Consider the following 26,614-nt stretch of genomic DNA (forward strand, 5'->3'; position numbering starts at 1 on the left):
GGCGGTGACTAGCTCGCTGCCGGCACGCCATAGGCCTCGATCTCGAAGATCGAGTAACCCCATTGAGTTGCCCGTTTAATGCCCTGAACTCGGAGGTAGTTGACCGCTGTCGTGCTGTTCACCACGATCTTCTGCACTCCACTGCAGACCGGCTTATCGACGGCAATATCTTTCCAGCTCACACCGTCCACGGAGGTTTGCAGCTTATAAGCGGTGGCGCAGGCGGTCTCCCAATTGATGTTCACGGTGCTCAGTAGCACCGGTTGCGTGAGCTTCACTTGAATCCAAGCATTATCGGCGTAATTGGAAGCCCAGCGAGTGGTGGCGACGCCGTCTACCGCATTCTTCGCGACGAAGCTGGTGCCCGGTTCGACGCCGCTGGCCTTCACCTCGGGGGAGTTTAGGGCATAGTTTTCGCCACCATTGCTGGCGGTTTTAATCAAAAGGTTGATCAAAACGTCGAGCACGCCGTCGCCTAATTTTGGTGCCGGCGTTGCCGAGGCACTCCAAGTATTCTTCTGATCGGTAATTTTCACGGCCCTGGCCTGATCGACGGCGGCATTTGAAGCGTCAACCAGGGCTTGCACGGCGTCCTGCTGGCCGGACCGGGCTGCTTCGACGGCGGCTATCGCCTTCTGCAGGGCGACGCCCCACGGTTTCTCCGCGGTCAACCAGGCGGCCGCATCCTGAACAAAAATCTTGTCGCTGAGTTTGGCCGGTATCAGGCTGGAACCGGACACCATTGAGTTTGCGTAGTTCTTCAAAGCGCTCAGATCGGCAGTTTTCGGTGCAGCTTTGAAAGCGTCGCTGAGCTTGCCGAGCGCGGGAGACTGCGGTAACCAGAAGTTTGGGCCGAAGGTCGGCGCGGCAAAGTTCAGATCCGCGAAGGTCTGCAGCGCGGCAGCTAACTCGGCATTGCCTTTCGCAAGATAGTTAAGCGACCACAACCAGGTGGAGTTAGCATCGTATTTCGTATCGTTCCAGGAGAAGCCAGCCACTCCGGCAATCGCAGGTTTACTCGCGGAGGACTGATTCATCGGATTAGACACTACTCCGAGGAGCGAGGCAGATAGCCCGGCTTCGCGCTTGTCATAGGCACCCATCAACAGCCGGCCAGTGGTCTGACCGAAGTCATTGACCGGGTAGTTGTCCCAGAGGAAGACTTTGCGCCCCCACACCGCAGCAATCGCCGAGGCATCGGCGTTGCTGATCGAGGGCGGGACCACGTCGGTGCCCGTCCACATGATCACAATGTCCGATTGCAGATTCGCCTTGAACTGCTGCTTATAGGGCGAGGTCTTGATATCGGAGTACTCGGTAGGCACCATTTGCAGGGGGAAGGTGCCGCTGTGAGTCTTAATGAAGTTGGTATTCAGGTAGTTCAGGAGGGACACCTGGGCTTTGCCCGCATTGCCGGAGCCGGGGGTGCCGTAAGCGGTCTGGTCCGCACTGCAGTTCCACTTCGTGTAGGAAATGTCATCGAGCGGAATGGAGAAAGCGCGCACTCCGACGTCATACATCGCCTGCATTTTGGCAATAGCAGCCTCTCGGTCTGCCTGCGAGGAGAAGCAGACCGATTCGCCAGGGGAGAGCGCGAAAGTGAAGCGGACGTGGTGCTTCTGGCTCTCATCGACCAGTGCCTTGAGTTCGGCGAGTTTATCGACCGGGTAAGGATCACGCCACTTGCTGCGGTGGTAAGGATCGTCCTTGGGTGCGTAGATGTAGGTATTCATCTTCAGATCGCCGTAGAAGGCGAGCTGATCGAGGCGTTCTTGCTGGTTCCACGGCATGCCGTAGAACCCCTCGATACTGCCGCGAATAGGCATCGCCGGCCAGTCGACAAGGCTGGCCTGGGCGACCTTGTTTCCGGTCAGCAGCTGTCTGAAGCTCTGCACCCCGTAGTACTGACCGGCAGCGTCGAAGCCGCCAATCGCGATGCCGCTCGCGCTAACTTTGAGCGCATAACCTTCGGGTTTCTGCGGGGTTGCGTTGCTGCCCAGCACATTGGCGATATCGCTGCGGGTGCCAGGACCGAGGAACAACTTAGTGGCACCAACGGTGTTGCTAATACCGCTTGCCTGCAGGCTTTGCAACAGCAGTGCCTTCGCGGCCGGATCGGTGTCTGAGCCGGCCACCACCTCGACCGCGGTAAGGGACAGCGGGCTGCCACTAAATTGTTGCTGCTGCGGGGTCGGTACGATCACCGGATTGCTGGCTGCTTCGGACGAGGGGGCAAATGGCACTGCGGCTCCTGCAGATGCGGGGGAGAAGGTGGACAATACGGCGAGGATCAGCGGCACGCCGGTCAGCACCGCGACGGCTTTTCGCCAGCGTGGCCGATACGCAGCGGCTGATTGATCGACTGAATCTGAGGATGACTGGCTGGCTGGACGTGGCATGAGGATCCTTCGATCTGTTGAATTCCACTAGGCGTTGCCAAGCATCCTTGCTCAGATCGGTGCCGAAATCCACAGCAAGGATCAGATTCAATCATCGGAATGTGAGATTCACAGAACAGGAGGCATCCTGCGCCCTCGCCGCGCGTCTCGATAGGGCCGTTTCACGGCGTGTTGCGGCAACACGCCGTGAAAACGTTTCATTAACCGGTTAAGCACCGATCGCACTCTAATGTCGCAATGCTTTCCGAGCCAATCGGTTGCCGAGGAACTGCACCAGCTGCACGATCACGATAATGGTCGCGGTCGCTAAGAGCGTGACGTCCCAGCGGAAGACCATATAACCGCTCACCAGGGCGAAGTCGCCTAAGCCCTTGCCTCCAATCACGCCGGCCAGAGCTGACATGTCAACGATGCCAACCACGATGAAGGTGTAGCCAAGAATCAATTGGCCGAGTGCTTCAGGAATGAGCACCGCAAAGATGATGTGTCGCGGCCTGGCACCGGCCGCCCGAACCGCCTCAATCACTCCCGGGTCGATGCTCACCAGATTTTGTTCGACTACCCGCGCGATTGAGAAGGTTGCTGCCACCACCATCACGAAGATCGTCGCGTTGGTGCCGATGTGAGTGCCAACGATGGCCCGAGTCACCGGTTGCAGGGCAGCGATCAGGATGATGAAAGGGATCGGCCGGACAATATTGAGAATCACGTTGATTACCGCGTAACTGAACCTGTGCGCCAGGATGCCTCCCGGACGAGTGGTGTAGAGCACCAAGCCCAGAGCGAGGCCTAGTATCCCGGCGAGCAACAGGGTGAAAGCAACCATGTAGAGAGTGATCCACAGATTCTCTAGTAGCGAGCCGAGAATGCTTCCCCAGTCCGAAGTCATCGGTTCACCTCCTCTACCGTCGCCACGGCACGAAACTCAGAAATCGCCTGCTCGACTAGCTCGTTGGTGCCGTTTAGTGCCAGCGTGAGGGTGCCGAAGTCCCGCCCTTGGATGGAGTCAATGCCGCCAAAGGCGATCTCGACCTGTGCCCCGGCCTCGCGTGCTGTCCTCAGGCTTTGGTTGAAGTCGTCAAGGTCGCTAATCGTCACGATGAGCAGCCTGCCCGGGTGCCGTCGCGAGACCCGCTTTAAGTCTTCAGCGTCAGGTCTGGTGTGCACCACGCCGTCGAGGAATCTTCTGGTGACCGGGTGCTGGGGGGTGGCAAAGACCTCGAAGGTGCTGCCGATCTCAGCAATCTGACCGGCGTCGAGCACCGCCACCCGATCGGTCACCGAACGAATCACCTCCATTTCGTGAGTGATCACCACCACTGTCACGCCCAACTCACGATTTACCCTGCGTAAGAGCGCGAGCACGTCCCGAGTGGTTTCCGGATCCAGGGCACTGGTCGCTTCGTCAGCGAGCAAGATGACTGGGGAGGCTGCCAGCGCCCGGGCAATTCCAACCCGTTGTTTTTGGCCGCCGGAGAGCTGCTCGGGGTAGTCATGTGCACGATCTAGCAGGCCGACAAAATCCAGCAATTCAGCAACCCGGCTCCTGCGTTGTTCACGTGGCACTTTGGCGACCCAGAGCGGGAACTCAACGTTCCCTGCCACGGTTCGCGAACGGAGCAAGTTGAACTGCTGGAAGATCATTCCGATCCGCAGCCGGAGCTTGGCTAGTGCACCCTCGGACAATCCGGTCAACTCGGTTTGCTCAACTCGGATGCTGCCACCGCTGGGGCGTTCCAAGCCGTTTATCAGCCGAACTAACGTGCTTTTGCCGGCCCCCGAGTAACCAATAATGCCGAATATTTCTCCCTGCTCAATGCTGAGGTTCAGATCGTCCAGGGCGCTGACTTGACGGCCGTGGGAACTGAAGGTTTTGCTGACATGCCGGAATTCAATAATGCTGGTCAACCGATGGATCTTCCTAAATCTGCTTAAATCTGCGGAGGCAATTGTGGTTCGCTTTGCCAACTTAACAACTGCCCCGGAGCTGGCAAATTCTGGTTACCCAGCGAGTAGAAAAATGAATCTGGGCGTCGTTTTCTTGCGAAAAATGCAGCGCAAATTTGTCTCCGATTGCCTCGCTCCTAGGGTTGGTGCGATACGCAATCACTCGGTACCGAAAAAGGACGAAATGTCAGAGCACCAGCTTCCTCAGCAGCCAGAAAAAGCTGCCCCTGTTTTACCCAGCAAGCCGAAGCGAAAGCTTTGGCCAAAATTGACCATTGCCGCCGGGGTGGTCGTCGTGGTGGCCGCTGCGGCAATAGCGATCCCCAGTTGGATCAGCGGCAATAAGCCTGCTTCAACCAGCACCGCAACGGTCAAGCTGGGTGTGGACGATGCCGGCTCGGCTTACTGGAAGCTAGTCGCTCAGCGCGCCGAAGAACAGGGCGTGAAGCTCGAGTTAGTTAGCTTTACTGACTACAGCACACCGAACCCCGCATTGGTTTCTGGTGATATCGATGTTAATAAGTTCCAGCATCTTCGGTACCTAGCTCAATTCAATGCCTCACAAAAGCAGGACCTGGTGCCGGTAGGCTCCGGCGAGATCTACCCGATTGGTTTTTATTCGAAGAAGTGGTCATCGGTCGCTGAGGTACCGCAGGGCGCCGAGGTGGCGTTGAGCAATAACCCGGCCAATCAAGTTCGCCCCTTACTGGCGCTCAAGGAGGCTGGACTGGTCGTCTTCAAGGGAGATCCTGGCTGGAAAGCTACTTTGGCCGATGTTGATTACGCTAAGTCGCGGATCGGTAAGATCACCCCAATCGATCCCACCCAGACCGCTGCATCCTTGGACAGCGTCGATATCGCTTTTGTGGATTCCCAGTTCGCGGCGAATGCCAAGCTCACGGCACAGCAAGAAATCTACAAGGAGTCGGCTGAACGTGACGATCTGCAGCAGTACATTAATATCTTCGTCGCCAAGGCCAAAGATGCCGATAACCCCGCAATAGCAACTCTGGTTAAGATCTATCAGTCGGATGAGATCAAACAGGCCATCCACAGTGAGAAAGGTCAGGATGCGGTTTTCCGCAGCGACGTACCGGTGAGCGAACTTAAAGCGGTGTTAGCTGAGCAGCAGAAGCAGTTCTCCTAAGCGAGGCCGTCGTTAGTGGGGCGGCGATCCTTGCTGCCGGACGGTAAAGTTTCAGTTGCCGCCGAATGAAAGAACGCAGATGAAAAGGGTTGCCCAGAGGGCCCAGCAAAGGCCGCTAGCGGCACTATCTATGGTCCTCGTGTTAGCCAGTGGAGCAACCCTAGCCGCCTGCTCCACTACGGCGCCGCAGACGGCAAAGAAGTGCGCTACTGGGACTTTGTCGTACTCGTACCCAGACGCCGAGGCCGCGGCCGAGCAGATAGCGCCGGAGACCACTCCGAAATCGTTGCCGATCACGAAATCTCTGGCGCGAAATATCAATTGGAAGCTGCTCAATAAAGCGTCAGGTGAAGTGCTCGGCGAGGGGATTACCGACCCTAGCAGTGCCGCGTTCGAAGCCTGTTTCGACGCTTCACTGTCTTCCAGCGCGGTAAAGGTCCAATTTGAGTCGGCGAGATCCGGGCTGTGGCGGACGGTAAAGGCCAATGACGCCGCCGCAACAACTTATACCAATGACCACAACCTCGAAGGGCAGAACTTCGGTGCTCTCGAAGTACCCGAGGATCAAGCCGCAGCCTTCAAAATTGTCGATACGCTTTCCTCATTATGGGCGAAGCGAGCCAATAGCAGCTCAGCCTGTTGGGCGGCTTTTGAGAGTCCCGGACAATGCAAGCCGCTCACTTTTGCCTGGGGGAGCGCCATCGATAACGATAAGGACGAGGGCGGCAAAGACACCGGTTATTGGGACTATCGCGGACCTGACAGCGGAAGCAAGTATGTCGTGGTCGGCAGCAACAGCATCCGATCAAAACACACCATTGTCCATGAAGCGGGTCATGCCTGGCAGGAAATGCTGAACGGTAGCTTTCCAGTGGTGACAAATTGCGCGGAACATACTCACGCCAAGGCAACCTCGACCAGCTGTGCGTGGACCGAAGGCTGGGCTGACGCGGTGGCCGCCTGGGCTCTCGGCGACACCCGCTATGTCTTCGATGACGGCAAATACATTGATCTGGTCGGTCATCCGGAGTGGCAGCAGGGAGCTGCCGTGCAGGGCCGGGTGGCGGCTGCATTACTGCAATTATGGGCTGGGCCAGACGCCGGCAGCTGGGATAAAACCATTTCGCTGATGACCGGGAAGGTAGTGAGCTGTTTCAGCGAGTACTATCAGGCCCGACCAGCTGCTGGCCTGGCTAACACGGCGGCGGTCGAAAAGATTCTCACCGATAACTCGCTCGATCCTCAGAGTGTGGCGGACTGCGGCTAGCCTTCGGTGTGATGACTCAACTAACGCCACAGCCTGGGCCGGGATAGCAGGCAGCCCGCAGAGTCGCCTAGCGGTGACTCTGCGGGCTGCCTGCTATCTGCTGAGTGGCTACACCCCGTAGTAAAGCTCGAACTCGTACGGGTTCGGGCGCAGCGCAAGCGGTTTGATCTCGTTCTCCCGCTTGTACTCGATCCAGGTGTCGATCAAGTCCTGCGGGAAGACTCCGCCGGCCTGCAGGAACTCGTTATCGGCTTCCAGGGCGTCCAAAGCTTCTTCGAGCGAACCCGGAGCCTTGGGGATGTCCTTGGCTTCTTCCGGCGGCAGCTCGTAGAGGTCCTTATCGATCGGTGCGGGTGGCTCGATCCGATTGCGGATGCCGTCCAGGCCAGCCATCAGCTGAGCCGCGAAAGCCAGGTAAGGGTTGGAGGAGGGGTCCGGGGCGCGGAACTCGATCCGCTTAGCCTTCGGGTTGGAGCCGGTGATCGGAATCCGGATGCCGGCCGAGCGGTTACCCTGCGAGTAGACCATGTTGACCGGCGCCTCGAAACCCTTGACCAGGCGTCGGTAGGAGTTCACCGTCGGGTTGGTGAAGGCCAGGATCGCCGAAGCATGCTTCAGCACCCCGCCGATGTACCAGCGAGCCAGGTCAGACAGGCCGCCGTAACCCTTTTCGTCGTAGAACAGCGGTTCGCCATTGCTCCACAGCGATTGGTGGCAGTGCATGCCGGAGCCGTTGTCGCCAAAGATCGGCTTGGGCATGAAAGTGACGCTCTTACCCCATTCGGCGGCGGTGTTCTTAATGATGTACTTGAATTTCTGCAAGTCATCAGCTGCGTGGACCAGGGTTGAGAATTTGTAGTTGATTTCGGCCTGGCCAGCGGCACCGACTTCGTGGTGCGAACGCTCCACCTCAAGGCCAGCTTCACCCAAGGCGACACACATTGCATCACGCAAATCAGCCTGGTGGTCAACCGGAGCAACCGGGAAGTAACCGCCCTTGAACGGCGTCTTGTTACCAAGGTTGCCGCCCTCTTCCTTGCGGCCCGAGTTCCAGGGCGCCTCAATGGAATCCACCTTGTAGAAGGAACCCTGCGGCGAAGATTCGAACTGCACATTATCGAAAACGTAGAACTCGGCTTCGGGCGCGAAGAATGCGGTATCGGCAATGCCGGTCGAAGCTAGGTACGCTTCAGCACGTTCCGCGACGCTGCGCGGATCGCGATGGTAAGGGTCACCGGTTCGTGGGTTCACGATGGAGAAGTTCAGCGCGAGGGTCTTCTCAATCCGGAAAGTATCGACAAAGGCCGTGGTGACGTCCGGAATGAGCTGCATATCTGATTCGTGAATGCCTTGGAAGCCGCGGATCGATGAGCCGTCGAAGAGCTGTCCGTTGACAAAGAAGTCAGCATCGACGCTTTGCGCCGGAACGTTGAAGTGCTGCTGCACGCCGGGAAGGTCGGTAAAACGAATATCGACGAACTTCACATCTTCGTCTTTGATGAACTTGAGGACTTCGTCCGCATTCTTGAACATCTATGCTCCTTTTAGCACGTAGGCAATGGCCGGATCTGCTGATGCGCAGCAATCCCAACTGTTAACAGCATAGTCAGAGCGGATTTCTCGGCGGTATCGTGATTGTTTCCGGCAGGTTACGGTCGCAGCCGTGATTGGCTCTTCGGCGTTCCCAGCCAGCCGCCGCGGAGCAGATATGAGAACTACCCAAGCTCCCGGTAGCCTTGAAGGGTGGTAGATCGTAAAGACCTTGGCTCCTGGATGTCCGGACCGGACACTTCGCACATCTCCAAATACCCGGGAGAACGGCTTGGTCTGCCGGAAACCGGAGTCGGATCGATAGCGCGGGCCGGCCGAAGAATTCTTGCGCTCATCATCGACTGGGCGCTGTGCATGCTGATCGGCTATTTCCTGTTTCAGGGTGCCGCGCTGGCCACTTTGGGTATCTTCTTGGTGGAGCAGATCGTTTTGGTGGGCACTTTGGGCTATAGCGTGGGGCATCGGATCGTGAATATTCACGTGGTGCGGCAGGCTCGTGCAGGGACAACCGAATTTGCTGCTGCGGGCTTGCTGGCCGGCGTCGTCCGCGGGCTTTTGCTGTGTTTGCTCATTCCGGCCGTGATTACCGATCCAGACCACCGCGGCCTGCACGATAAGGCGATGAACACCATTTTGGTGCGCAGAGGCTAGCAGGTCGGCTCCCTGATGAGTTAGCTCACTGTTTCTCGGCCAGCGAACTGTGCTTGAAGCTTGAACGGGCAGGGACGACGCTGCCCACCGAATCGGCAGATTCAGTGGGCAGCAATATCAAGAACCTCAGTCGCGGATTTAGCGCCCGCGGGCTGCTTTGCGGTCGGGTCGAGCCTTATAGGGGTCGACGCCTTTCGGGATTGGCAATTTCCCGCCCAGCGAAGCGATGCGCTTGCTGACCGCATTGACCTCGGCCTTGGTCAGCTCATTCTTGAGCTTCTTGACCTGTTTGGCGACCTTGCTCAGTTCAACCTGGCCCTCTTCCCGGCCGGACTGAATAACATGAACGGAAACATTGGGCAGGATCCGGCCCAGCTTCTTGCGTTCCGCCTCCACCAGGGTGCGCACTCGGTGCGGGGCTCCCTCGGTCACCAGTACGACGCCAGGGCGGCCAACCGCCCGGAAGACCGCGTCCTGGCTGCGCGGATTGACGGCGACCGGTTGTTCTTCAATCACCCAGCCACGGCGAAGGGTATTCAACGCCGCGCCCGACGCCCCGGGCTTACCTTCGATTTGCGAGAAGGCAGCCCTCTCCGCTCGACGGGAAAGGATTAACAGGGCACCCAGCAAGCCGAGCGGAATGCCGAGGATGAGCGCGGTGATCCAGTTGTTGTTGAAAAAGAAGAACGAAATAATCAGGGCCAGCGCAATAACGCCCAGGAAGACCAGTAGCATCAGCCAGACCACCGATGGGTCATAGCGCCTGGTCATCTTGAAGACGTCCAGCATTTGCTTCATCCGACCGGGTTGCTTGTCCGGCTTTGGAGTCTTCGGTTTGCGGGAGAACAAATTGCGGCGCTCTTTGGGAGCGTTACTCGCAGAATCAGAGGTTTTGGCCATAGTGCCTATATTCTATCCGTTCAATTGCGTCCTCGGCGCCGAGCTGCGCGCCGCTCTCGCAGAGCGAAATCTGGCCTTGCGGGGGTTCGCAGTAGTCCAAAGAGTTCCGGATAGCCCCACGATGTATTAACGGGCTATCCCGAATTTTGAACGTCATCTTGAGCAGCACCTTGAACAGCGAAGCAAAAGACTAGCCGACCAGTGAAGCGGCTTCCTGGCGGGTATGGCCGGAATCTTCGATGCCCTCAGCAATATGCGCCAATTCGGCCGGGATTTCGCGGCCCTTCTTGCGCATTGCGGTGGCCCACAGTCGGCCAGCCCGGTAGGAGGAACGCACTAAGGGCCCGCTCATAACACCGAGGAAACCCAGCTCTTCGGCTTCATCGCGCAGTTCCAGGAACTCCTGCGGCTTGACCCAGCGGTCCACCGGCAAATGACGTTCACTGGGCCGCAAATACTGGGTGATGGTGATCAGATCGCACTTGGCCTCGTGCAAGTCCCGCAAAGCTTCGGAGATCTCTTCGCGGGTCTCACCCATGCCAAGGATCAGATTGGACTTGGTAACCATGCCGAGGTCATGCCCCTGGGTGATGACGTCCATTGAGCGCTCGTAACGGAAGGCCGGACGAATCCGCTTGAAGATCCTGGGCACCGTCTCGACATTGTGTGCGAAGACCTCAGGCTGGGCCTCGCAGATCGCCTGAATGTTCTCCGGTTTACCGGAGAAGTCTGGGATCAGGATTTCAACGCCAGTGCCCGGGTTGAGCTCGTGGATCTTGCGAATCGTCTCGGCGTAGAGCCAGACGCCTTCGTCCTCCAGGTCGTCGCGCGCTACGCCGGTGACGGTGGCGTAGCGCAGATTCATCTTGACCACGCTGCGGGCTACCTTGGTCGGTTCGAAACGGTCTAGCGGCGAGGGCTTCCCGGAGTCAATCTGGCAGAAGTCGCAGCGTCGGGTGCACTGTGCACCGCCGATCAGGAAGGTCGCCTCACGATCCTCCCAGCATTCGAAGATATTGGGACAGCCTGCCTCTTCGCAGACGGTGTGCAGCCCCTCTTTCTTCACCAGGTTCTTCATCCCGACGTATTCCGGGCCCATATTAACTTTGGCCTTGATCCATTCGGGCTTGCGTTCCACCGGGGTTTGCGCATTGCGGGCCTCAACACGGAGCATCTTGCGGCCTTCGGGTGCCAGGGTCACTGGAGCACTCCTTCTCTGTCAGCTGGTTGGGCTTCAGCGGCGGGATCAGCGGCGCCGATCAGTTCCGCCTCTCGGGCGATAAGTTCGCGGCGAATCTTGGGGGCCAGTTCGGCTGGAGTGATCTCGCGGCCGAGTTCTTGGCTCATCGTTGTGGTTCCGGCGTCGGTTATCCCGCAAGCGATGATCTGCTGATACGGTGCCAGGTCATTATTAGCGTTCAGGGCGAAGCCATGCATGGTGACTCCGTTATGCACTCGGATGCCGATTGCGGCGATTTTCCGATCGGGTCCTTTGGTATCGGCCAGCAACCAGATGCCAGCCCTTCCCTCAACCCGTTGACCGTTGATACCGTATTCGGCGAGTACAGCGATCAGCACATCCTCGATCAGGTGTACGTACTCTCTAATGGCATGTGGATCACGCAAGGCCAGGATCGGGTAGCCGACTAATTGCCCGGGGCCGTGCCAGGTGAGCTTGCCGCCGCGATCAACCGGGACCACCGGGGTGCCATCAAAGGGGCGCTCGTGATCTTCGGTGCGTTTACCTGCGGTATAGACTGCTGCGTGCTCAAGCAGCAGCACGGTACTCGGGGCTTTAGCTGCCACCACATCATCGTGGATTTTCTGCTGCAGATCCCAGGCCTGCTGATAGTCCACAAAATGTGGCGCAAACCCGACCTCGGAGAACTCAAGCGTCATGCGTCCAGCGTAGACCTGTTAATCGGCACAGCTAAATCTGTTACCTGTGGATAACTTCTGCAGGGGATCTGGAAATCGGGTATCACTGAGGCATGCAGAATCTCTACCCAGCACAGCCTCCAAGCGCCGAGGGGTTGCATGTGCAGCGGAAACTGGGGCAGGGCGGAAGCGCTCAAGTCTGGCTGGTTAGCACCAAAAGAGGCGAACAATACGCCTTGAAATGCTTCGCGGCCGCTGGGGTAGCAATGGCGGTTGGCCATTCGTTCGGGCAGCATCCGGGTTTACGTCGTGAACTGAGGGTATTGAAGAACTTTCAACATAAGCACCTGATCGGGCTTCATGATGTGGTCAAACTCACAGCCGACTGGTCGGGTATGACGGCGCTGCTGATGGATTACGCTCCCGGTGGTTCGCTGGCTGATTTACTGGCGGTGCGGCACCGGCTGAGCGTTGGTGAGACGATCACCATACTGACGCCGATCTTTCAGGTACTCGACTACCTGCATAGCCACGGCATCCAGCACGGTGATATCTCGGCGGGCAACATCTTATTCTCCGTGACCGGCGAGCCGCTCCTCGCCGATCTGGGCTTGGCGCATTGGCGAGGCGAGCGGTCGCAGCTACCCCGGGAGGGCACCGAGGGATTTATTGACCCGGTGCGGCGTCAGACATTATTTGAACCCGCAGCGGCCGATGTCTATGCGCTCAGTGCGCTGGGCTGGTGGTGTCTGAGCGGTCAGTCTCCAGGGCAACGTCGTCGACTAGCGGCACTTCCGTCAAACGTGCCAGCCCGTTTAGCTGAAGCTTTACGCTCCGGTCTGGCCGCCGAACCCGCACTGCGACCCGATGCGGCAAACCTGGCCAGTGAAATCTTTGCCACTGCTGCTGCACTGCCGGTCGATCTGATCGCCGCAGTGCACCCCAGCGTGCTGCCGCAGCTACTGACCAGGCGTCGGGTACGCCGGTCAGCGTGGTCGAAGCAGGTATCGATTGCGGAACAGCCGAGCCGAACCGGGCCGTGGCGTTTTCGGTTTCCCGGCAGCCGAGCCGCTGGCTGGTGGCTTTCTTTCCGCGGAGGTCGGGTGTTGCTTCGCCCGTTCGCTCAGCTGTTGAGCAGTGTGATGCTGGTTTTCGTGCTGCTGTTCGGACTGTCGCATGGCGTCGGCGAGGACGCCGCGACAACAGCCGCTCGAGCTGCTCACTCTGAGCCTGGAGCAGCGCAGAACACTCAACAAAAAGCAGTACCAAGACCGCAGCTCGGGGTCGATACCGGGGGTTCCGATGCAAAACTGCTGGTGCCTTCGGCCTCGGCGCAGTCTCCCGCCGAGCTGCTCGCAGCACTGTGCCGCCTGCGTGCGGAGGCATTTCGAAGCGGGCAACTCAAGCTGCTCGACGATATTGACGCGCCCGGCTCGGTGGCGTTACAGAACGACCGACTGAGCCTGGCTGCGCTACTTCAACAGCGCCAGCTGCTCGACGGCTTCTCCATCTCAACGACCACCCTGGCACAGCAGCACAACGCCGTGGGGCAACTGATCATTACCGCCAAAGTACGTTTCAGCCCCTACTCAGTGCGGGCCGTTGCTGGCCGGGTAATCCGCCATAACACCGCGCAAGAGCAGACGCTACGCTTCCTCTTGGTAGCCCATCGCGCCCATTGGTTGATTTCAGAAATTCACTCGATCTAGAGCTTCAGAGCTGGGAAACTACCCATTCACTCGCGGAACGCAGCTCAGGGTGCTGGAAATTGAAGCCTTGCTCCAGGAGCACTGCTGGGCGTGTTTTAGTACTGGTCAGCAATACCTCCCGGGCTGCTGCCTTACTCAGACCGAGTTCTAGCAGCGGAGCCGGAACGGAGAAGAAGTGTGGCCGATGGAGGGCTCGGGCTAACTCCTCAACCAGTTGAGCCACGGTGCCCAGTTCCGGTGCCACCAGGTTCACTGCTCCGTCGAGCCGTTGATCCAGCAGAAACACTATCGCGGCTACCAGATCGGGCTGCGAGATCCAGGGCCAGTATTGCTCGCCAGAGCCAAGATTTCCGCCAACGCCCCATTTGAGTGGCACGAGCAGTTTAGCCAGCGCTCCACCGCGCGGGCCGAGCACCACCCCGGTACGCATCCTGGTTACTCGGGTGACATCGCTAGCCTGAGCCGTTGCTGCCTCCCAGAGCCCGCAAAGATCAGCCAAAACCCCCTCGCCTTGTGGGCCTGACTCGTCATAGACGCTGCTTTCGTGCGAACCGTAATATCCAGCGCCGGACTGACTGATCAACACCTTAGGCGGCTCATCGACACTGGCGATCGCCGCGGCCAGGGTACGGGTGGGTCCGATCCGAGAGGCGTAAAGCTCCTCAATATAACTTCGTGTCCAGCGCCGTGGAATCTGAATCAGCGGGGCACCGGAGAGATTCACCACCGCGTCGATCCCGGTCAATGCTGCCGGGTCGAGGACCCCCGCGGCCGGGTCCCAAGAAATCTCGGCGGCGTGCTGCGCCTCCCGTCTGACCAGGGCAATCACTTGATCGCCGCGTAGGGTGAGTGCCTGGCTGAGCGCACTGCCTAGCATTCCAGATGCACCTGAGATTAAAACTCGCATTCTCTATTTCACCACTTTGTCTATTGTCCCGCCGTCAGCCGGTGTGACTAAGATCGATTCATGAGTGCTGAGAACTCCCAATATCTTCGTTTCCCTCATCTGCATGGCGATTTACTGACTTTCGTCGCCGAGGATGATGTCTGGGTTGCCCCGTTGAGCGGTGGACGTGCCTGGCGAGTTTCTTCCCTAGGTCTACCGGCGAAGAATCCGCGTTTCTCGCCGGATGGTTCCCGGTTGTTCTGGACAGTGGTGCAGGGCACCGCCCCCGAACTGGTAAGCGCCGCTGTTGATGGCGGTGATTTCAGGCAGCACACCTGGTTCGGCAGCCTGAGCACTAAGTTCCGTGGCTTTACCCCGGACGGCTCGGCGATGGTGGCTAGCTCCTTCGAGCAGCCACACTCTTCGCATACTTTTGGTTACGCGGTTTCCCCGCTTGACGGCTCGCGCCGGGTCTTACCGTACGGTCCGGTCGACACCGTCGCCTATGGGCCGGTGGTGGGGGATGAGAAACCAGTAGTGCTCTCTTCGGTGTATTCACGGGAGCCAGCCTGGTGGAAACGCTACCGAGGCGGTACCGCCGGGAAGTTGTGGATTGACCGCGACGGTTCAGGTGAATTCTCCCGGCTGGTGCCGGAACTGGATGGAAACCTGGTTGATCCGATGTGGATCGGCGACCGAATCGCTTTCCTTTCCGATCACGAGGGCTACGGCAATCTCTACTCGGTGAAGCCGAACGGCAAGAAGCTGCGGCGGCATACCGATCACGAAGGGTTCTATGTCCGTCACGCTGCCACCGATGGCGAGCGAGTTGTCTACGAGTCCGCCGGAAACCTCTTCCTCCTGGACGGGCTCGACGCCGAACCGGTACAGCTCTCGATCACCCTTGGTTCCGCTTCAACTGGGCGGCGCAAGCGGCCGCTCAATGTTTCAAAGCACCTCAACGAGGTTCGACCGGATGCCACCGGTCGCGCCAGCCTATTAGAGACCCATGGCACGGTTCATCTGCTGACCCATCGTGATGGTCCTTCGCGCAGCATCGTTTCGGTGCCGGGAGTCCGTGCCCGGTTACCGCGGCTGCTCGGCGCGGATCGGGTCATCTACCTGGCAGATCACGGCGGCGAGGAAGCGCTTTACCTCAAGCCGTTGCTACCCGCGGCGGTTTCGAAGCAGCAAGTAGCCAATCCGACCCCCGCCGATCCAGGGCAATCGAATAAAGATCAGCCGAGCGAAGAATCGGGTGACTTGCCTAAGCCAGTGTCCGCGATCTCTTCAATTGATCGAGGCGCCAAAGCGAACTCCGTTAGCCAGCCGATCGCTGATCAGCAGGCAGCTGGCGTGGCTAGTGACGTTCAGTCGGCTGCGCAAGCGGCGAAAGCTTCAGTTGAGCTGACATCTGCCGATGACAGCGCTGAGCAACGGTTTGATTTTCCGGCTCGGACCCGGGTAGCCGCCCTGGAGACTAGCCCCGACGGGCGCTTTGCCGCGGTCGGCACGGAATATGGCGTGGTGTATCTGCTGAACCTGGAGACTGCTGAGCTGCGGGAACTGTCGAATAGCAGTGCGGCCAATGTGCATGAAATCAGTTTCAGCCCGGACTCTAAATGGTTGCTCTGGTCCGAGTACACCGGAGCCGACTCAGGGCGGAGCAAGCTGCGGCTGGCTGCTGTGGAAGCCGCTGAGCAAGCCATTCTCGATCTCACTGACGGTCGATTTAGCGATTTCTCTGCCAGCTTCACCCCGGACGGTAAGTTTGTTTCCTTCCTCTCCCGGCGCAGCTTCGATCCGGTCTATGACACTCAAAGCTTTGACCTGGCCTTCCCCAGCGCGATTAAGCCTTATTTGCTGGCGCTCGCGGCAACCACACCCTCACCCTTCGGGCCATCCGCTGATGGTACGCCGGTGGTTGGGGAACCCGCCGCTGACGATGAGTCAGCAACAGATAAGGGCAAAGACGGGGCGGTTCAGCTCGTAGTTGACCCCGAGGGGATTGCTGATCGGCTGATCGCGGTTCCGGTAGCGCAGGGCAATTACGATGAGTTGCGTTCCGTCGAAGGGGCCTTGCTCTGGCTCAACCGAGACTTAGAAGGCGAAACCGGTGACGGTCGGGCTAGCATTTCCGACGACGCTGGTGCGAAGCGGCTGGAGCGGTTTGCCTTCGATAGCCGCGAGGTCAGCGTACTGGTGGACGATCTCGACAGCTATCTACTCAGCGGAGATGGTAAACGCATTGTGGTCATTAAGGCCGGCAAAGTCACGGTGGTCCCCAGCGATAAGAAGGCCGAAGAGAAGTCGCAGGACAAAGTCTCGGTTGACCTCAGCCGGGTCCGGGTACAGCTGGACCCGGTCAAGGTCTGGGGGCAGGCCTTTGATGAGGCCTGGCGCTTACAACGAGATTTCTTCTGGACCGAGGATCTGGCCGGGCTCGACTGGACTGGCGTTTACGATACTTACCGGCCAATTGTCGAGCGTTTGGGTAGCTACGATGATCTGGTCGATCTGCTCTGGGAAATGCACGGTGAACTTGGTACCTCGCACGCCTATGTGCGGGCTGAGGCGACGAGCGAGCCTGGCAGCGCCGCTCAAGGGCGGCTGGGCGCCACCCTTAGCCACACCCCCCAGGGCTGGCAGGTGCAGAGCATCCTGCCGGGCGAGTCCTCGGATGCGCAGGCTCGCTCGCCGCTCACTGCGCCGGGCAGCAATGTTCGGGTCGGTGACCTACTGCTTGCCATTAATGGCACTCCCATACAGCAGTCCGGTCCTGAGCCGCTCTTGGCGGGCACTGCCGAAAAGGTTGTTGAACTCACGGTTGTCAACGGTGAGGGGCATCCGGGTGCCGTCGGTGAAAGCCGCCGAGTGGCCATTGTGCCGATCAAGGACGAAGGTAGATTGCGCTATCAGGATTGGGTGGCGAGGAACCGGAAACTGGTGCGGCAGGCTTCCGAAGGACGATTCGGCTACTTACACGTGCCGGATATGATGGCGGTCGGCTGGGCTCAGCTGCACCGCGATCTGGATAGCGAGACCGGCCTCGACGCGTTGATCGTCGACGTTCGACACAACCGTGGTGGTCACACCTCGCAATTGGTCGCCGAGTTGATCGGGCGGAAAGTTACCGCCTGGAACCGGGCACGAGGCGTGCAGGACACCACCTATCCGGCGCATGCTCCGCGTGGCCCGGTGGTCATCTTGACCGACGAGTTCGCTGGTTCGGACGGCGATATCATCACTCAGGTCTCCAAGCTACGCGGCATCGGCCCAGTGATCGGTACCAGAACTTGGGGTGGCGTGGTCGGCATCGACGGCCGCTTCGAGCTAGCCGATGGCACCGGAGTCACCCAGCCTCGCTACGCCTTCTGGTTCACCGGTGGTGTCGGTTGGGGCGTGGAAAACTACGGTGTCGATCCGGATATCGAGGTGACCTTCCCGCCGCACGCCTATGGGGCGGGCGAAGACCCGCAACTGGAGTACGGTCTTGGTGTGCTGAGCGAGATGCTGAGCGAAATCCCCACCGATCGTGCTCCCGAGCATGCCGGGTATCGCAATCTCAAACCGGGCAGTCTGCCGCCGCGTCCGCAGGCCGATTAGCCCTGAGGTAGCCGTGGAGCCGTCCCCTTGAGGGGGACGGCTCCACGGCTAGTTACTACCAGTAACGCCAACTCGGCCCCTCAGCCGAGCGAGCGGCCAGCTGACTAGGCTTCTAAACTTGCTTCCAGAGTGATGGTGGTGCCGGTGAGAGCAGCAGAAACCGGGCAACCGGTCTTAGCCCCCTCAGCGATGCGCTGGAAATCTTCTTCGCTCAGACCGGGTACCTTGGCCCGCAAAGTGAGCTTAATTCCGGTGATTCCCTCGCCGGGCTGGAAGGTGACGTCTGCCGAGGTGTTCACGGTCTCCGGAGTTTTTCCCTCTTCGCCGAGCGCATGGCTAAAAGCCATTGAGAAGCAGGCGGAGTGAGCTGCTGCGATCAATTCCTCCGGGCTGGTCTTGCCCTCTGCTTGTTCGGCCCGGGCCTTCCAGGTCACGTCATAGGTGCCTAAGCCGGAGCTATCCAGAGTGACCTGGCCACTGCCGGTGGGGAGATTTCCCTGCCAAACGGTATGTGCTGAACGAACTGTCGCCATAATGCTGCTCTCCTTGAGTGGGGGATTCTGCTACTGAACCATCCTAGGCAGAATCCGTCGCTTGCTACCATGTCGCTATGGTCAAACTTTCCTCCATCACGGTGAATGCTCATCAGCCGCAACGCCTCGCCGAGTTCTGGTCTGAGTTCTTAGAAACCGACGTGGCTTTCGAACACGAGGGATTTATCTGGCTGAAGCCGACCGAAGGCCAAACTCGCTTAGCATTCCAGCAGATCGATCAGCCCACTGAAGGGCGTCGCCGCCTGCATTTGGACCTCACTAGCGAGGATCCGGAAGCAGAGCTGGCCCGCGCCCTGAGCTTGGGCGCGAGCCAGTTGGAGGATCATTGGGCCGGATCATTTCACTGGGTGGTCTTGGCCGACCCGGAAGGCAACGAATTTTGTATTTCAGCGGCCGAATGACTAACTTTTGACCGAAGCGTCGCTTGGACAAGAGGCTTTAGTGCCAGAGCGTTGCCACGCCGATGTTGATCAGGGCCATGCCGCCGACGGCATGAGCCAGACCGGTCGAGACCGGTTCACCCTTCTTCGCTTTGCGGTAGCCAATAATCGCGGGCACCGCCACGAGCAAGGCAATCACCAGCTTAACGGTGATTTTAATGTAGTTCAGTGGGTCGTGGTTGGCTCCGGCGAGGCCTACTAAGGCTAGGCCGGTAACTAGTTGGGCAATCGCGCCCCAGAGCTGGATCGGCAGCACAGTGGGCTTTTTGAAGGTGGCGAACCAGCCTCCGACGACGGCCGCGGCGCCGAGGATGTGAAGGAAAATCAGCAAATATTTGAGGAAGTCCATGTGATTATTCTACGGTACGTAGAAGGTTTTTGGTGACAGGTCGTCCATAAAATTGATTGCTTTTGATGATTATTCGCTGGGCTGAGCAAAAATAGGGTGGTGGGCTAGTCATGGAGTGACTAGCCCACCACGCTATAGCGTCAGCTGAGTGCGTGCCTCGGAGCTACGAGACGAAGATCGCCTTCGCCGGCCCCCAGTTTCCATCAGCGTCCTTGGTGCGCACGAAAATGGTTTGCTTGCCATCGGCAAGTGCAGCGGTGGTGCCATTGAATGATTCGGTCGTCGAGTTCGCAGTGCCGTCGGTGAGGCTGAGCGAGGTACCGTTGCCTGCAGCCGCGGGTAAGGTACCGATCGAGTATTCAGCGGCGGTAACGTTCTGCGCGCTGGGCTTGCTGTTCGAAGGGTTGGTACCGAAAGCGTTGTCATTGGCGGTTGCCTTGATCGACACCGACTTATCGCCATTGCGGGTGGCGGTGAGGGTGGTCACGGTTGGCCCTGCGGGAGTTTTATACGGTGCCGCAGCAGCGTTGGCGGTATAGAAGATGCCGCCCCGGTACTTGTTGTAGAGTCCTTCAGTGCGCGAGAAAGCGGGGAAGAAGCCACCCTGGCTCGAGGTGCCAATTTCCCAGGTGTAGGCGGGCACGCCGTTCTGCTGGTAGATAGTGTCGATATCTCCGCCCGCTGCGTTGTAAATCACATCGCCAGCCGCACCGGTGGCGAAGTTATTGTAGAAACTCTGCCGGAAGCCTAGGTTTTTAATAGCCGCGATGTTCGGCGGGATCACCGTGTTGTCATAGGCGTAGGGGTAGATCACCAAGTTTGAGTAGCTATGCAGATTGAGCACTGTGCCCTGGGTAGTGCTAGGCGCTGGACTGCTATTACTGACCGGGTGCTTGCCGAACAACTGGGTGAAGAAGTCTGCTTGCTGCTTCGATTCTGGTTCGGACAATGCGCTCTTACCGCGGTAGGACTGATCAGAGGGATCAGTGGAGGTCCCTTGGCCGCCCCAGCCGGTCAGCCAGTTGCGGTTCAAGTCGACGCCAGGCTGGCTGCTGGTGTAGTCGCTGCTACCGCCGGTGTAGCCGTCAGTGTCCATATTCTTGCGCTGCCAGGCGGTGTTATTGGCCGCTGGGTTGCCGTCGCCGCTTGAGGTGGTGGCGGCGGTTTTGAGCCCCTTTTCTACCGTGGCGATGCCGTCCGGATTGGAGCCAAAAACCACCCAAACTTCGGTCGAGTCGAGCAGTGCAGTGGCTTCCGGATCGGTGCCGTAGCCATTGAGAATATCGGCGGTAAATCGGGAAACGAACTCGCTGCCGATGATTTCACGAGCGTGAATTTGTCCACTGAAAACGAAGCGCGGCTTGTGGTTAGTGTTATTCTGCCAGTCGCTGCTCTGCTGGGCATTGGCAGTGATTCGTAATGCGAACAGATCGTGCCCGGTCTGGCCCTTGGCTTTTTGCCAAGAGTCACCGTAATCGACGTATTGGGCGAACTCCGGGTAGGCCGCGGCAATGTCAGTTGCCAGTTTTTGATAAGCGGCGATGGTTTTGTAGCCGCCGAAGTAGGTCTCGTAGCTATTGTTTTTGACTCGATTCGGTAGCGGTGAGGGTGTTGCTGCGGCTTCCGGAGCCGCGGAAAAGTCGCTACCGTAGGGGCTTTCCTTGGTGATCACGATGCCTTTGGCGGCAAGTTTTTGAGCAGTTTGATGGGTGCCGAGCAACGATCCGGTGTGATTTGAAAGTTGCTCAACATCGTAGCCTTGCAGGGCTGCCTTGACGGTGGCTGAAGATAGGTCCGCGCGGAATTCGATGTTCTGAACCACTGTGTCCGAGTTAGTCGGTGCGAGGGTTTTCTCGGTGGCGACCGCCGAGCCCATTGCGCTCAAACCGACCGTCAGGGTTGCTGCGGTGGCGAGCAATTGGAGAGGTAATTTTTTCATGGGCCAAACTCTAGGCAGCCGAAATGGAGATATCGGGGGAGATCCCTGGGAGTTATCGGTTAACGGTTACTGATGATTAACTCGGATGTCGCATCATGACGTCGCAGGCTCCAGGCCGTCCGGCTCGGGATCCTCATTATCGCTTTAATTGTCGCTTAACTGACTGAGTCACAGACGCTTTGGTCTGTGACTCAGTCAGTTAAAGCTAGCTTAGAGGCCTAGATCTGCCTCAAAAGCGCCTTCTTCCAGACGGGCCTTCAAGGTCTGCAGGAAGCGACCTGCATCGGCGCCGTCCACTAAACGGTGATCGTAGGTCATCGACAAATACATCATCTGACGAATCGCGATGGTGTCATCGCCGTTAATATCGGTGACCACGACGGGGCGCTTCACGATCGAGCCAACCCCCAGGATGGCTAGCTGCGGCTGGTTGATAATCGGGGTGTCGAACAGCGCGCCGACCGAACCGAAGTTGGTGATCGAGAAAGTGCCGCCGGAGAGTTCATCCGGGCCGATCTTATTGTTCCGGGTTCGTGAGGCGACGTCAGCGATCTTCGAGGCCATCCCGGCCAGGTTCAGGTTACCGGCGTCGGAAATCACCGGGACCAACAGACCACGATCGGTATCTACCGCAATCGCCAGGTGCTCGGCGTCGTGGTAGGTGATCTCCTGCTTTTCCTCGTCGTAGGAAGCATTGACCTTGGGATGCTGCTTGAGCGCCTCGGCTACTGCCTTTGCGATGAACGGCAAGAAGGTCAGCTTCACGCCGCCATTCTGGGCCTGGAAAGTACCCTTAGCGACGTTGCGGAGCTTCGCGATCTTGGTCATATCGACCTCGTGTACCTGGGTGAGCTGCGCCGAGGTGTCCAAGGATTCGCGCATCCGGCGGGCGATTACCTGACGGATGCGAGGAGCTTTCTGCACGGTGCCACGTAGCGCTGCGGCCTCAGCCGAGGGCGCAGTGGATACCGCCGGAGCCGCAGCTGGGGTGCTCGGCGCGGGGCTCGACGGTGCTGCTGCAGCAGGAACAGTAGCCTTCGCTGCCTCGGCGGCTGCCAAAACATCCTGCTTGCGGATTCGACCGCCGACGCCGGTACCGGTCAGCGAAGCCAAATCAACGCCCTGTTGATTCGCCAGCTTGCGGACCAGGGGAGTGACGTAGTTCGACTCGTTACCGCTTGCGGCTGGGGTGGCAGCGGGCGCAGCAGGAACTTCAGTGGCCGGAGCGGCGGGAGCTGATGCGGGAGCCGCGGGGGCAGCCGGAACTTCAGCGGCAGGAGCAGCCGCAGCTGGCTCAGCAGCGGGTGCAGGTGCTGGTGCCTCGGCGACAGGAGCCTCCGCAGCAGGCGCAGGAGCTTCAGTAGCGGGAGCAGGAGCGGCGTTAGCCGAACCAATCACCGCGAGCACCGAGCCAACCTCAGCGGTCTCGTCCTCGGCGACCTTGATTTCTAACAGCGTGCCAGCCACCGGTGAGGGGATTTCGGTGTCAACTTTGTCGGTGGAGACCTCAAGCAGCGGCTCATCGACCTCGACCGAATCACCGACGGCCTTGAGCCAACGAGTGACCGTGCCTTCGGTGACGCTCTCGCCCAAGGCAGGAAGTACGACGTCATGGCCTTCAGCAGCCCCGGAATCGGCAGCGGGAGCTTCAGCAGCGGGAGCTGCTTCAGCAACTGGCGTCGGAGCCTCGGCGGCAGCGGGCTCAGCCGGAGCCGCCGCCTCCGCCGCAGGCGCCTCGGCTGGGGCAGCCGGCTCCTCGGCGGCGGGGGCCGCAGCAGCGCCGTCGCCCGAACCGATCCGCACCAATGGTGCGCCAACCTCAGCGGTTTCGTCCTCGGCGACCAAGATCTCCTCAATAACGCCCGCGATGGGGGAGGGGATTTCGGTGTCGACCTTGTCGGTGGAAACCTCCAGCAGCGGCTCGTCTACTTCGACTCGATCGCCAACCTGCTTGAGCCAGCGGGTAACCGTGCCCTCGGTGACACTTTCACCGAGGGCCGGTAAATTCACGGATTCAGACATGTCGTTCCCGTTTCTCCTTGTTCTTCACGAACATCATTGTGCTTTTCACGCTTCTTAGAGCCTAGTGCTTAGCGGCGATTAACCGTGCAACGGCTTCCCGGCCAGGGCCATTGCGGTCTCTCCGAGGGATTCGTTCTGGGTGGGGTGCGCGTGCACCAGCTGCGCGACATCTTCCGGGTAAGCTTCCCAGTTCACCATCAACTGAGCCTCACCGATCTGCTCACCCATCCGAGCGCCAATCATGTGCACACCAACGATGGGGCCATCCTTCTGACGGACCATCTTCACCAGACCGCTGGTGCCCAGGATTGAGCTCTTGCCATTACCGGCCAGATTGTATTCCTGAGCTTGCACGTTCTCGGCGCCGAACTTCTCCTCGGCAGCTTTCTGAGTCAAGCCAACCGAAGCAATTTCGGGGTCGCAGTAGGTAACCTTGGGGATGTTTACGTCTTCGACGATCACCGGGTTCAGGCCGGCGATCTCTTCGGCCACGAAAATACCCTGCTGGTATCCGCGGTGCGCCAGCTGCAGGCCGGGCACGATGTCACCGATCGCGTAGATATTGCCGACGCCGGTGTGCAAACGCTCATTCGCCAAGACGAAACCGCGATCCATCGGCACACCAGCCTCTTCGTAGCCCAGGCCTGCGGTGTTCGGTCCACGGCCAACGGCTACCAGAAGTACCTCTGCTTCAAAGGTCTTGCCGTCTACCAGGGTGACCTTGACGCCGTCGTCGTTCTGCTCAGCGCTCTGGAAGAAGGTTCCGGTGGAGAAGTTAATGCCACGCTTGCGGAAAGAGCGCTCAAGGGTCTTGATGATGGTGGCGTCCTCGTTGGGAACCAGCGACGGCAGGCCTTCAACGATGGTGACGTCGACGCCGAAGGACTTCCAGACCGAGGCGAATTCGCAACCGATGACGCCGCCGCCGAGGATGATTGCACTCTTCGGGATGAAGTCCAGGTTGAGCGCTGCTTCGGAGGTGATGATCCGGCCACCGATCTCCAGGCCCGGCAGCGTCTTCGAGAACGAGCCCGAGGCCAACACGATGTTCTTGCCGGTGTAAACTGTGCTTTCTCCGCTGGGACCGGCAACGGTTACGGTGTTCTGCGAGGAGAGTTTGCCCTCGCCTTCAATAACGGTGATGCCCTTCTTGGACTTGATTAGTCCTTGCAAACCCTTGTATTTGCCAGCGACAATGCCATCCTTATAAGCCTTGACGGCGTTGATGTCGATGCCTTGCAGTTCGACGTTCACGCCGTACTTGGCGGAGTCTCGAGCGTGGTCCGCCAGCTCTGCTGAATGCAGCAAAGCCTTGGTTGGAATGCAGCCGGTGTGCAGGCAGGTGCCGCCCAGCTTGCTCTTCTCCACCAAGCCAACGGTGAGGCCAAGCTGAACCGCGCGCAGCGCAGTGGCATAGCCAGCGCTACCGGCGCCAAGGATCAGAATGTCGAACTCTTGCGTACCTTGAGCCGGCTGAGCCGCATTTTCGCTCACGTAAACGCTCCCTCGCGTAGAGACTGCCGCCAGACTTTGATCTGAAAGCTGGCAACTTTAGTCGTTTGCTGAATACCTTCAGCATTTACCTTAGCGTTCGGCGCACTCCGTCTCCAGCCGTGACGGCCCTCGAGCGCCTTGTTGTGGTGCGATTCACGTGGGATTGTGATGCACAGGACGCCCGGAGAGCGTCAGTCACCTCAGCCGCAGCTCTGGCAGCGGCTGAGATGACTGCATTGAACCCTTGGTGGGACGGCTGCTATTTACCGTGGCCGAGGCTCTCGGCATAACTCAGTAGGGTGCGTACGGAGACGCCGGTGCCCTGTTTCGGTGTGTAGCCATAGGCGCCGGCCTCATTAAAGGCTGGGCCAGCGATATCCAGGTGCGCCCACGGGATTTGTTCGCCGTCTTTACCCTTGCCAACGAATTCTTTGAGGAACACCGCGGCGGTCATCATGCCGCCCATTTTCTCGCCGATATTGGCCAGATCGGCCACCGGCGAGTCCAGGCTGGGGCGTAGCTCCTCGGGCAATGGCATCTGCCAGAACAATTCACCGGCTGCGGCAGCGGCAGCGGTAATCGAGGCACTGATCTCGTCGTCACCCATCACCGCCGAGTAGCGGTTGCCGAGCGCGATCATCTGCGCGCCGGTCAGCGTGGCGACGTCCAGAATGACATCCGGCTGCTCTGCTGAGCCAGCGGCCAGCCCATCCGCCATCACCAAACGACCTTCAGCGTCGGTGTTGAGTACTTCAACTGTCTTGCCGCCAAAGATGGTGATGACATCGGAGGGGCGACCAGCGGCACCAGAAGGCATGTTTTCGGCGATGCAGAGCCAAGCGGTGATTTTGGTTGGCACGCCGAGTTCAGCTGCCGCCAAGGTCGCCGTCAAGATCGCCGCGGCACCGGCCATATCGCATTTCATCGTCATCATGCCGGTGGCAGGCTTGAGAGAAAGCCCTCCCGAGTCGAAAGTGATTCCCTTGCCGACCAAGGCCAAATGCCGCTTGGCCCGGGCCGGAGAATACTCAACCTTGACTAGTCGGGGCTGCCGAGAGGAGCCTTTACCGACGCCTAAGATGCCGCCGTAGCCATCCTTTTCCAAGCGCTTCTCGTCCAGCACAGTGACCTTGACCGGCAGACCCTTGGCCAGTTCCTTGGCGGCCTGCGCGAAAGTTTCCGGGTAGAGGTGGCTGGGCGGTTCGTTGACCAGGGTGCGCGTAGCATTAACCGCTTTGCCGAGCACACTTGCGCGGTCGAGTACGGTCTTAGCCGCCTTGGCGTTCACCGAGGTGATGATCTTGACATTCTTGACCGCAGCTTTGACTGCATCAGTTGAACTACGACGCGCCGCGTAGCTGTAAGCGCCGAGGGCCGCCCCTTCTGCCACCGCTACCAATTCGGCCACCGAGGACGCCGGGAAGGCAAGAGCCACGGTTTCGAGCCCACTCAATTGGCGAATTGCTGAGCCAGCGGCCCGGCGCAGCGCTTCATTGCTGATGGATCCATCATTGGTTCCATCCTTGAGCGGTCCGACCCCGGCCAGCACTAGGACCTTGGCCTTGACATCGGGCAGGGCCGGCAACCGCCGCAGTTCGTCGGCCGCGCCGCTAATGCCGAGCAACTGCAGGGAGTCACTCAGCGCGCTAGCTTCCTGCTCGCTCAGCGGGTTATTGAGTAGTACCGGACCTTCTGATCCTTGACCGACAGCGATGACCAAGGCATCACTATCCAGCGAAGCGACGATTCCCGCTTTGCTGCTCACTGAGCTGAGTGAAACAACACTATTGTCAACCATTAAGAGGTTCCTCACTATTGGGGTTGTGGCTACTTTGATCGTCTTTTGATCGTAGCCGCAATGGCAGTGACTCGCTG

Annotated in this window: 20 protein-coding genes; 6 read left to right on the top strand and 14 right to left on the bottom strand. The window is 59.2% G+C overall.

Features of this window, described 5'->3' with window-relative positions:
- Positions 1–8: 8 nt before the first annotated feature.
- From UM93_RS17385 to UM93_RS03005, 3 genes are all read right to left on the bottom strand, one after another.
- A complete protein-coding gene (locus UM93_RS17385) occupies positions 9–2,399 on the bottom strand; it encodes a glycoside hydrolase family 84 protein (RefSeq protein ID WP_082056999.1) in 2,391 nt (796 codons plus the stop codon).
- A gap of 226 nt (positions 2,400–2,625) precedes the next feature.
- A complete protein-coding gene (locus UM93_RS03000; protein WP_045073568.1) occupies positions 2,626–3,288 on the bottom strand; it encodes a methionine ABC transporter permease in 663 nt (220 codons plus the stop codon).
- Positions 3,285–4,307 (bottom strand): methionine ABC transporter ATP-binding protein, encoded by a 1,023-nt coding sequence (locus UM93_RS03005; protein WP_045073569.1) that lies wholly within the window; start codon positions 4,305–4,307, stop codon positions 3,285–3,287. The genes UM93_RS03000 and UM93_RS03005 overlap by 4 nt, the downstream gene beginning before the upstream one ends.
- 223 nt (positions 4,308–4,530) lie before the next feature.
- Between UM93_RS03005 and UM93_RS03010 the strand changes: the two genes are divergently transcribed.
- Together UM93_RS03010 and UM93_RS03015 are read left to right on the top strand one after the other, a co-directional pair.
- Positions 4,531–5,493, top strand: a complete 963-nt coding sequence (locus UM93_RS03010; RefSeq protein WP_157874082.1) for a MetQ/NlpA family ABC transporter substrate-binding protein — start codon at positions 4,531–4,533, stop codon at positions 5,491–5,493.
- 217 nt (positions 5,494–5,710) lie between these two features.
- The gene (locus UM93_RS03015) at positions 5,711–6,760 is read left to right on the top strand and encodes a hypothetical protein (protein ID WP_052663566.1); all 1,050 of its coding nucleotides are present in this window, start codon (positions 5,711–5,713) and stop codon (positions 6,758–6,760) included.
- Between the two features lie 108 nt (positions 6,761–6,868).
- Here UM93_RS03015 and glnA read toward each other — a convergent pair whose 3' ends face one another.
- Positions 6,869–8,293 carry a type I glutamate--ammonia ligase gene (gene glnA, locus UM93_RS03020; protein WP_045073572.1) on the bottom strand — a complete coding sequence of 475 codons (1,425 nt, stop codon included), beginning with the start codon at positions 8,291–8,293 and terminating at the stop codon, positions 6,869–6,871.
- A gap of 210 nt (positions 8,294–8,503) precedes the next feature.
- Between glnA and UM93_RS03025 the strand changes: the two genes are divergently transcribed.
- Positions 8,504–8,962, top strand: coding sequence for an RDD family protein (locus tag UM93_RS03025; RefSeq protein ID WP_045073573.1), 459 nt, complete (start codon positions 8,504–8,506; stop codon positions 8,960–8,962).
- A gap of 138 nt (positions 8,963–9,100) precedes the next feature.
- Here UM93_RS03025 and UM93_RS03030 read toward each other — a convergent pair whose 3' ends face one another.
- From UM93_RS03030 to lipB, 3 genes are all read right to left on the bottom strand, one after another.
- Complete coding sequence (locus tag UM93_RS03030) at positions 9,101–9,862, bottom strand: DUF4191 domain-containing protein (RefSeq protein WP_045073575.1); 762 nt, start codon at positions 9,860–9,862, stop codon at positions 9,101–9,103.
- Positions 9,863–10,052: 190 nt separating this feature from the next.
- Entirely contained in the window at positions 10,053–11,063 is a 1,011-nt protein-coding gene (lipA, locus tag UM93_RS03035; RefSeq protein ID WP_045073576.1) for a lipoyl synthase, read from the bottom strand.
- Positions 11,060–11,761, bottom strand: coding sequence for a lipoyl(octanoyl) transferase LipB (gene lipB, locus UM93_RS03040; protein ID WP_045073578.1), 702 nt, complete (start codon positions 11,759–11,761; stop codon positions 11,060–11,062). Before lipB ends, lipA begins: the two co-directional genes overlap by 4 nt.
- Positions 11,762–11,853: 92 nt before the next feature.
- Here lipB and UM93_RS03045 point away from each other — a divergent pair, with 92 nt between their 5' ends.
- Complete coding sequence (locus UM93_RS03045; protein WP_045073579.1) at positions 11,854–13,449, top strand: serine/threonine protein kinase; 1,596 nt, start codon at positions 11,854–11,856, stop codon at positions 13,447–13,449.
- A 4-nt stretch (positions 13,450–13,453) separates the two neighbouring features.
- On the opposite strand, the gene UM93_RS03050 is transcribed toward UM93_RS03045, so the two are convergent.
- Positions 13,454–14,356 (bottom strand): TIGR01777 family oxidoreductase, encoded by a 903-nt coding sequence (locus UM93_RS03050; RefSeq protein ID WP_045073581.1) that lies wholly within the window; start codon positions 14,354–14,356, stop codon positions 13,454–13,456.
- Between the two features lie 60 nt (positions 14,357–14,416).
- Between UM93_RS03050 and UM93_RS03055 the strand changes: the two genes are divergently transcribed.
- Positions 14,417–17,941, top strand: coding sequence for a S41 family peptidase (locus tag UM93_RS03055; protein WP_045073582.1), 3,525 nt, complete (start codon positions 14,417–14,419; stop codon positions 17,939–17,941).
- Between the two features lie 104 nt (positions 17,942–18,045).
- On the opposite strand, the gene UM93_RS03060 is transcribed toward UM93_RS03055, so the two are convergent.
- Complete coding sequence (locus tag UM93_RS03060) at positions 18,046–18,474, bottom strand: OsmC family protein (RefSeq protein WP_045073583.1); 429 nt, start codon at positions 18,472–18,474, stop codon at positions 18,046–18,048.
- Positions 18,475–18,551: 77 nt separating this feature from the next.
- Here UM93_RS03060 and UM93_RS03065 point away from each other — a divergent pair, with 77 nt between their 5' ends.
- A complete protein-coding gene (locus UM93_RS03065) occupies positions 18,552–18,896 on the top strand; it encodes a VOC family protein (protein WP_045073585.1) in 345 nt (114 codons plus the stop codon).
- A gap of 37 nt (positions 18,897–18,933) precedes the next feature.
- Here the strand turns inward: UM93_RS03065 and UM93_RS03070 are convergent, their stop codons facing one another.
- From UM93_RS03070 to UM93_RS03090, 5 genes are all read right to left on the bottom strand, one after another.
- Complete coding sequence (locus tag UM93_RS03070; RefSeq protein ID WP_045073587.1) at positions 18,934–19,284, bottom strand: hypothetical protein; 351 nt, start codon at positions 19,282–19,284, stop codon at positions 18,934–18,936.
- Between the two features lie 163 nt (positions 19,285–19,447).
- Positions 19,448–21,223, bottom strand: a complete 1,776-nt coding sequence (locus UM93_RS03075; RefSeq protein ID WP_045073588.1) for a M14 family zinc carboxypeptidase — start codon at positions 21,221–21,223, stop codon at positions 19,448–19,450.
- A 210-nt stretch (positions 21,224–21,433) separates the two neighbouring features.
- Positions 21,434–23,245, bottom strand: a complete 1,812-nt coding sequence (sucB, locus tag UM93_RS03080; protein ID WP_045073590.1) for a 2-oxoglutarate dehydrogenase, E2 component, dihydrolipoamide succinyltransferase — start codon at positions 23,243–23,245, stop codon at positions 21,434–21,436.
- A 78-nt stretch (positions 23,246–23,323) separates the two neighbouring features.
- The gene (gene lpdA, locus UM93_RS03085; protein ID WP_045073591.1) at positions 23,324–24,739 is read right to left on the bottom strand and encodes a dihydrolipoyl dehydrogenase; all 1,416 of its coding nucleotides are present in this window, start codon (positions 24,737–24,739) and stop codon (positions 23,324–23,326) included.
- A gap of 259 nt (positions 24,740–24,998) precedes the next feature.
- Positions 24,999–26,537: a leucyl aminopeptidase gene (locus tag UM93_RS03090; RefSeq protein ID WP_045073593.1), complete on the bottom strand. Its 1,539-nt coding sequence runs from the start codon at positions 26,535–26,537 to the stop codon at positions 24,999–25,001.
- Between the last annotated feature and the right edge of the window lie 77 nt (positions 26,538–26,614).

This window comes from Psychromicrobium lacuslunae (genome assembly GCF_000950575.1).
Taxonomy (GTDB): domain Bacteria; phylum Actinomycetota; class Actinomycetes; order Actinomycetales; family Micrococcaceae; genus Renibacterium; species Renibacterium lacuslunae.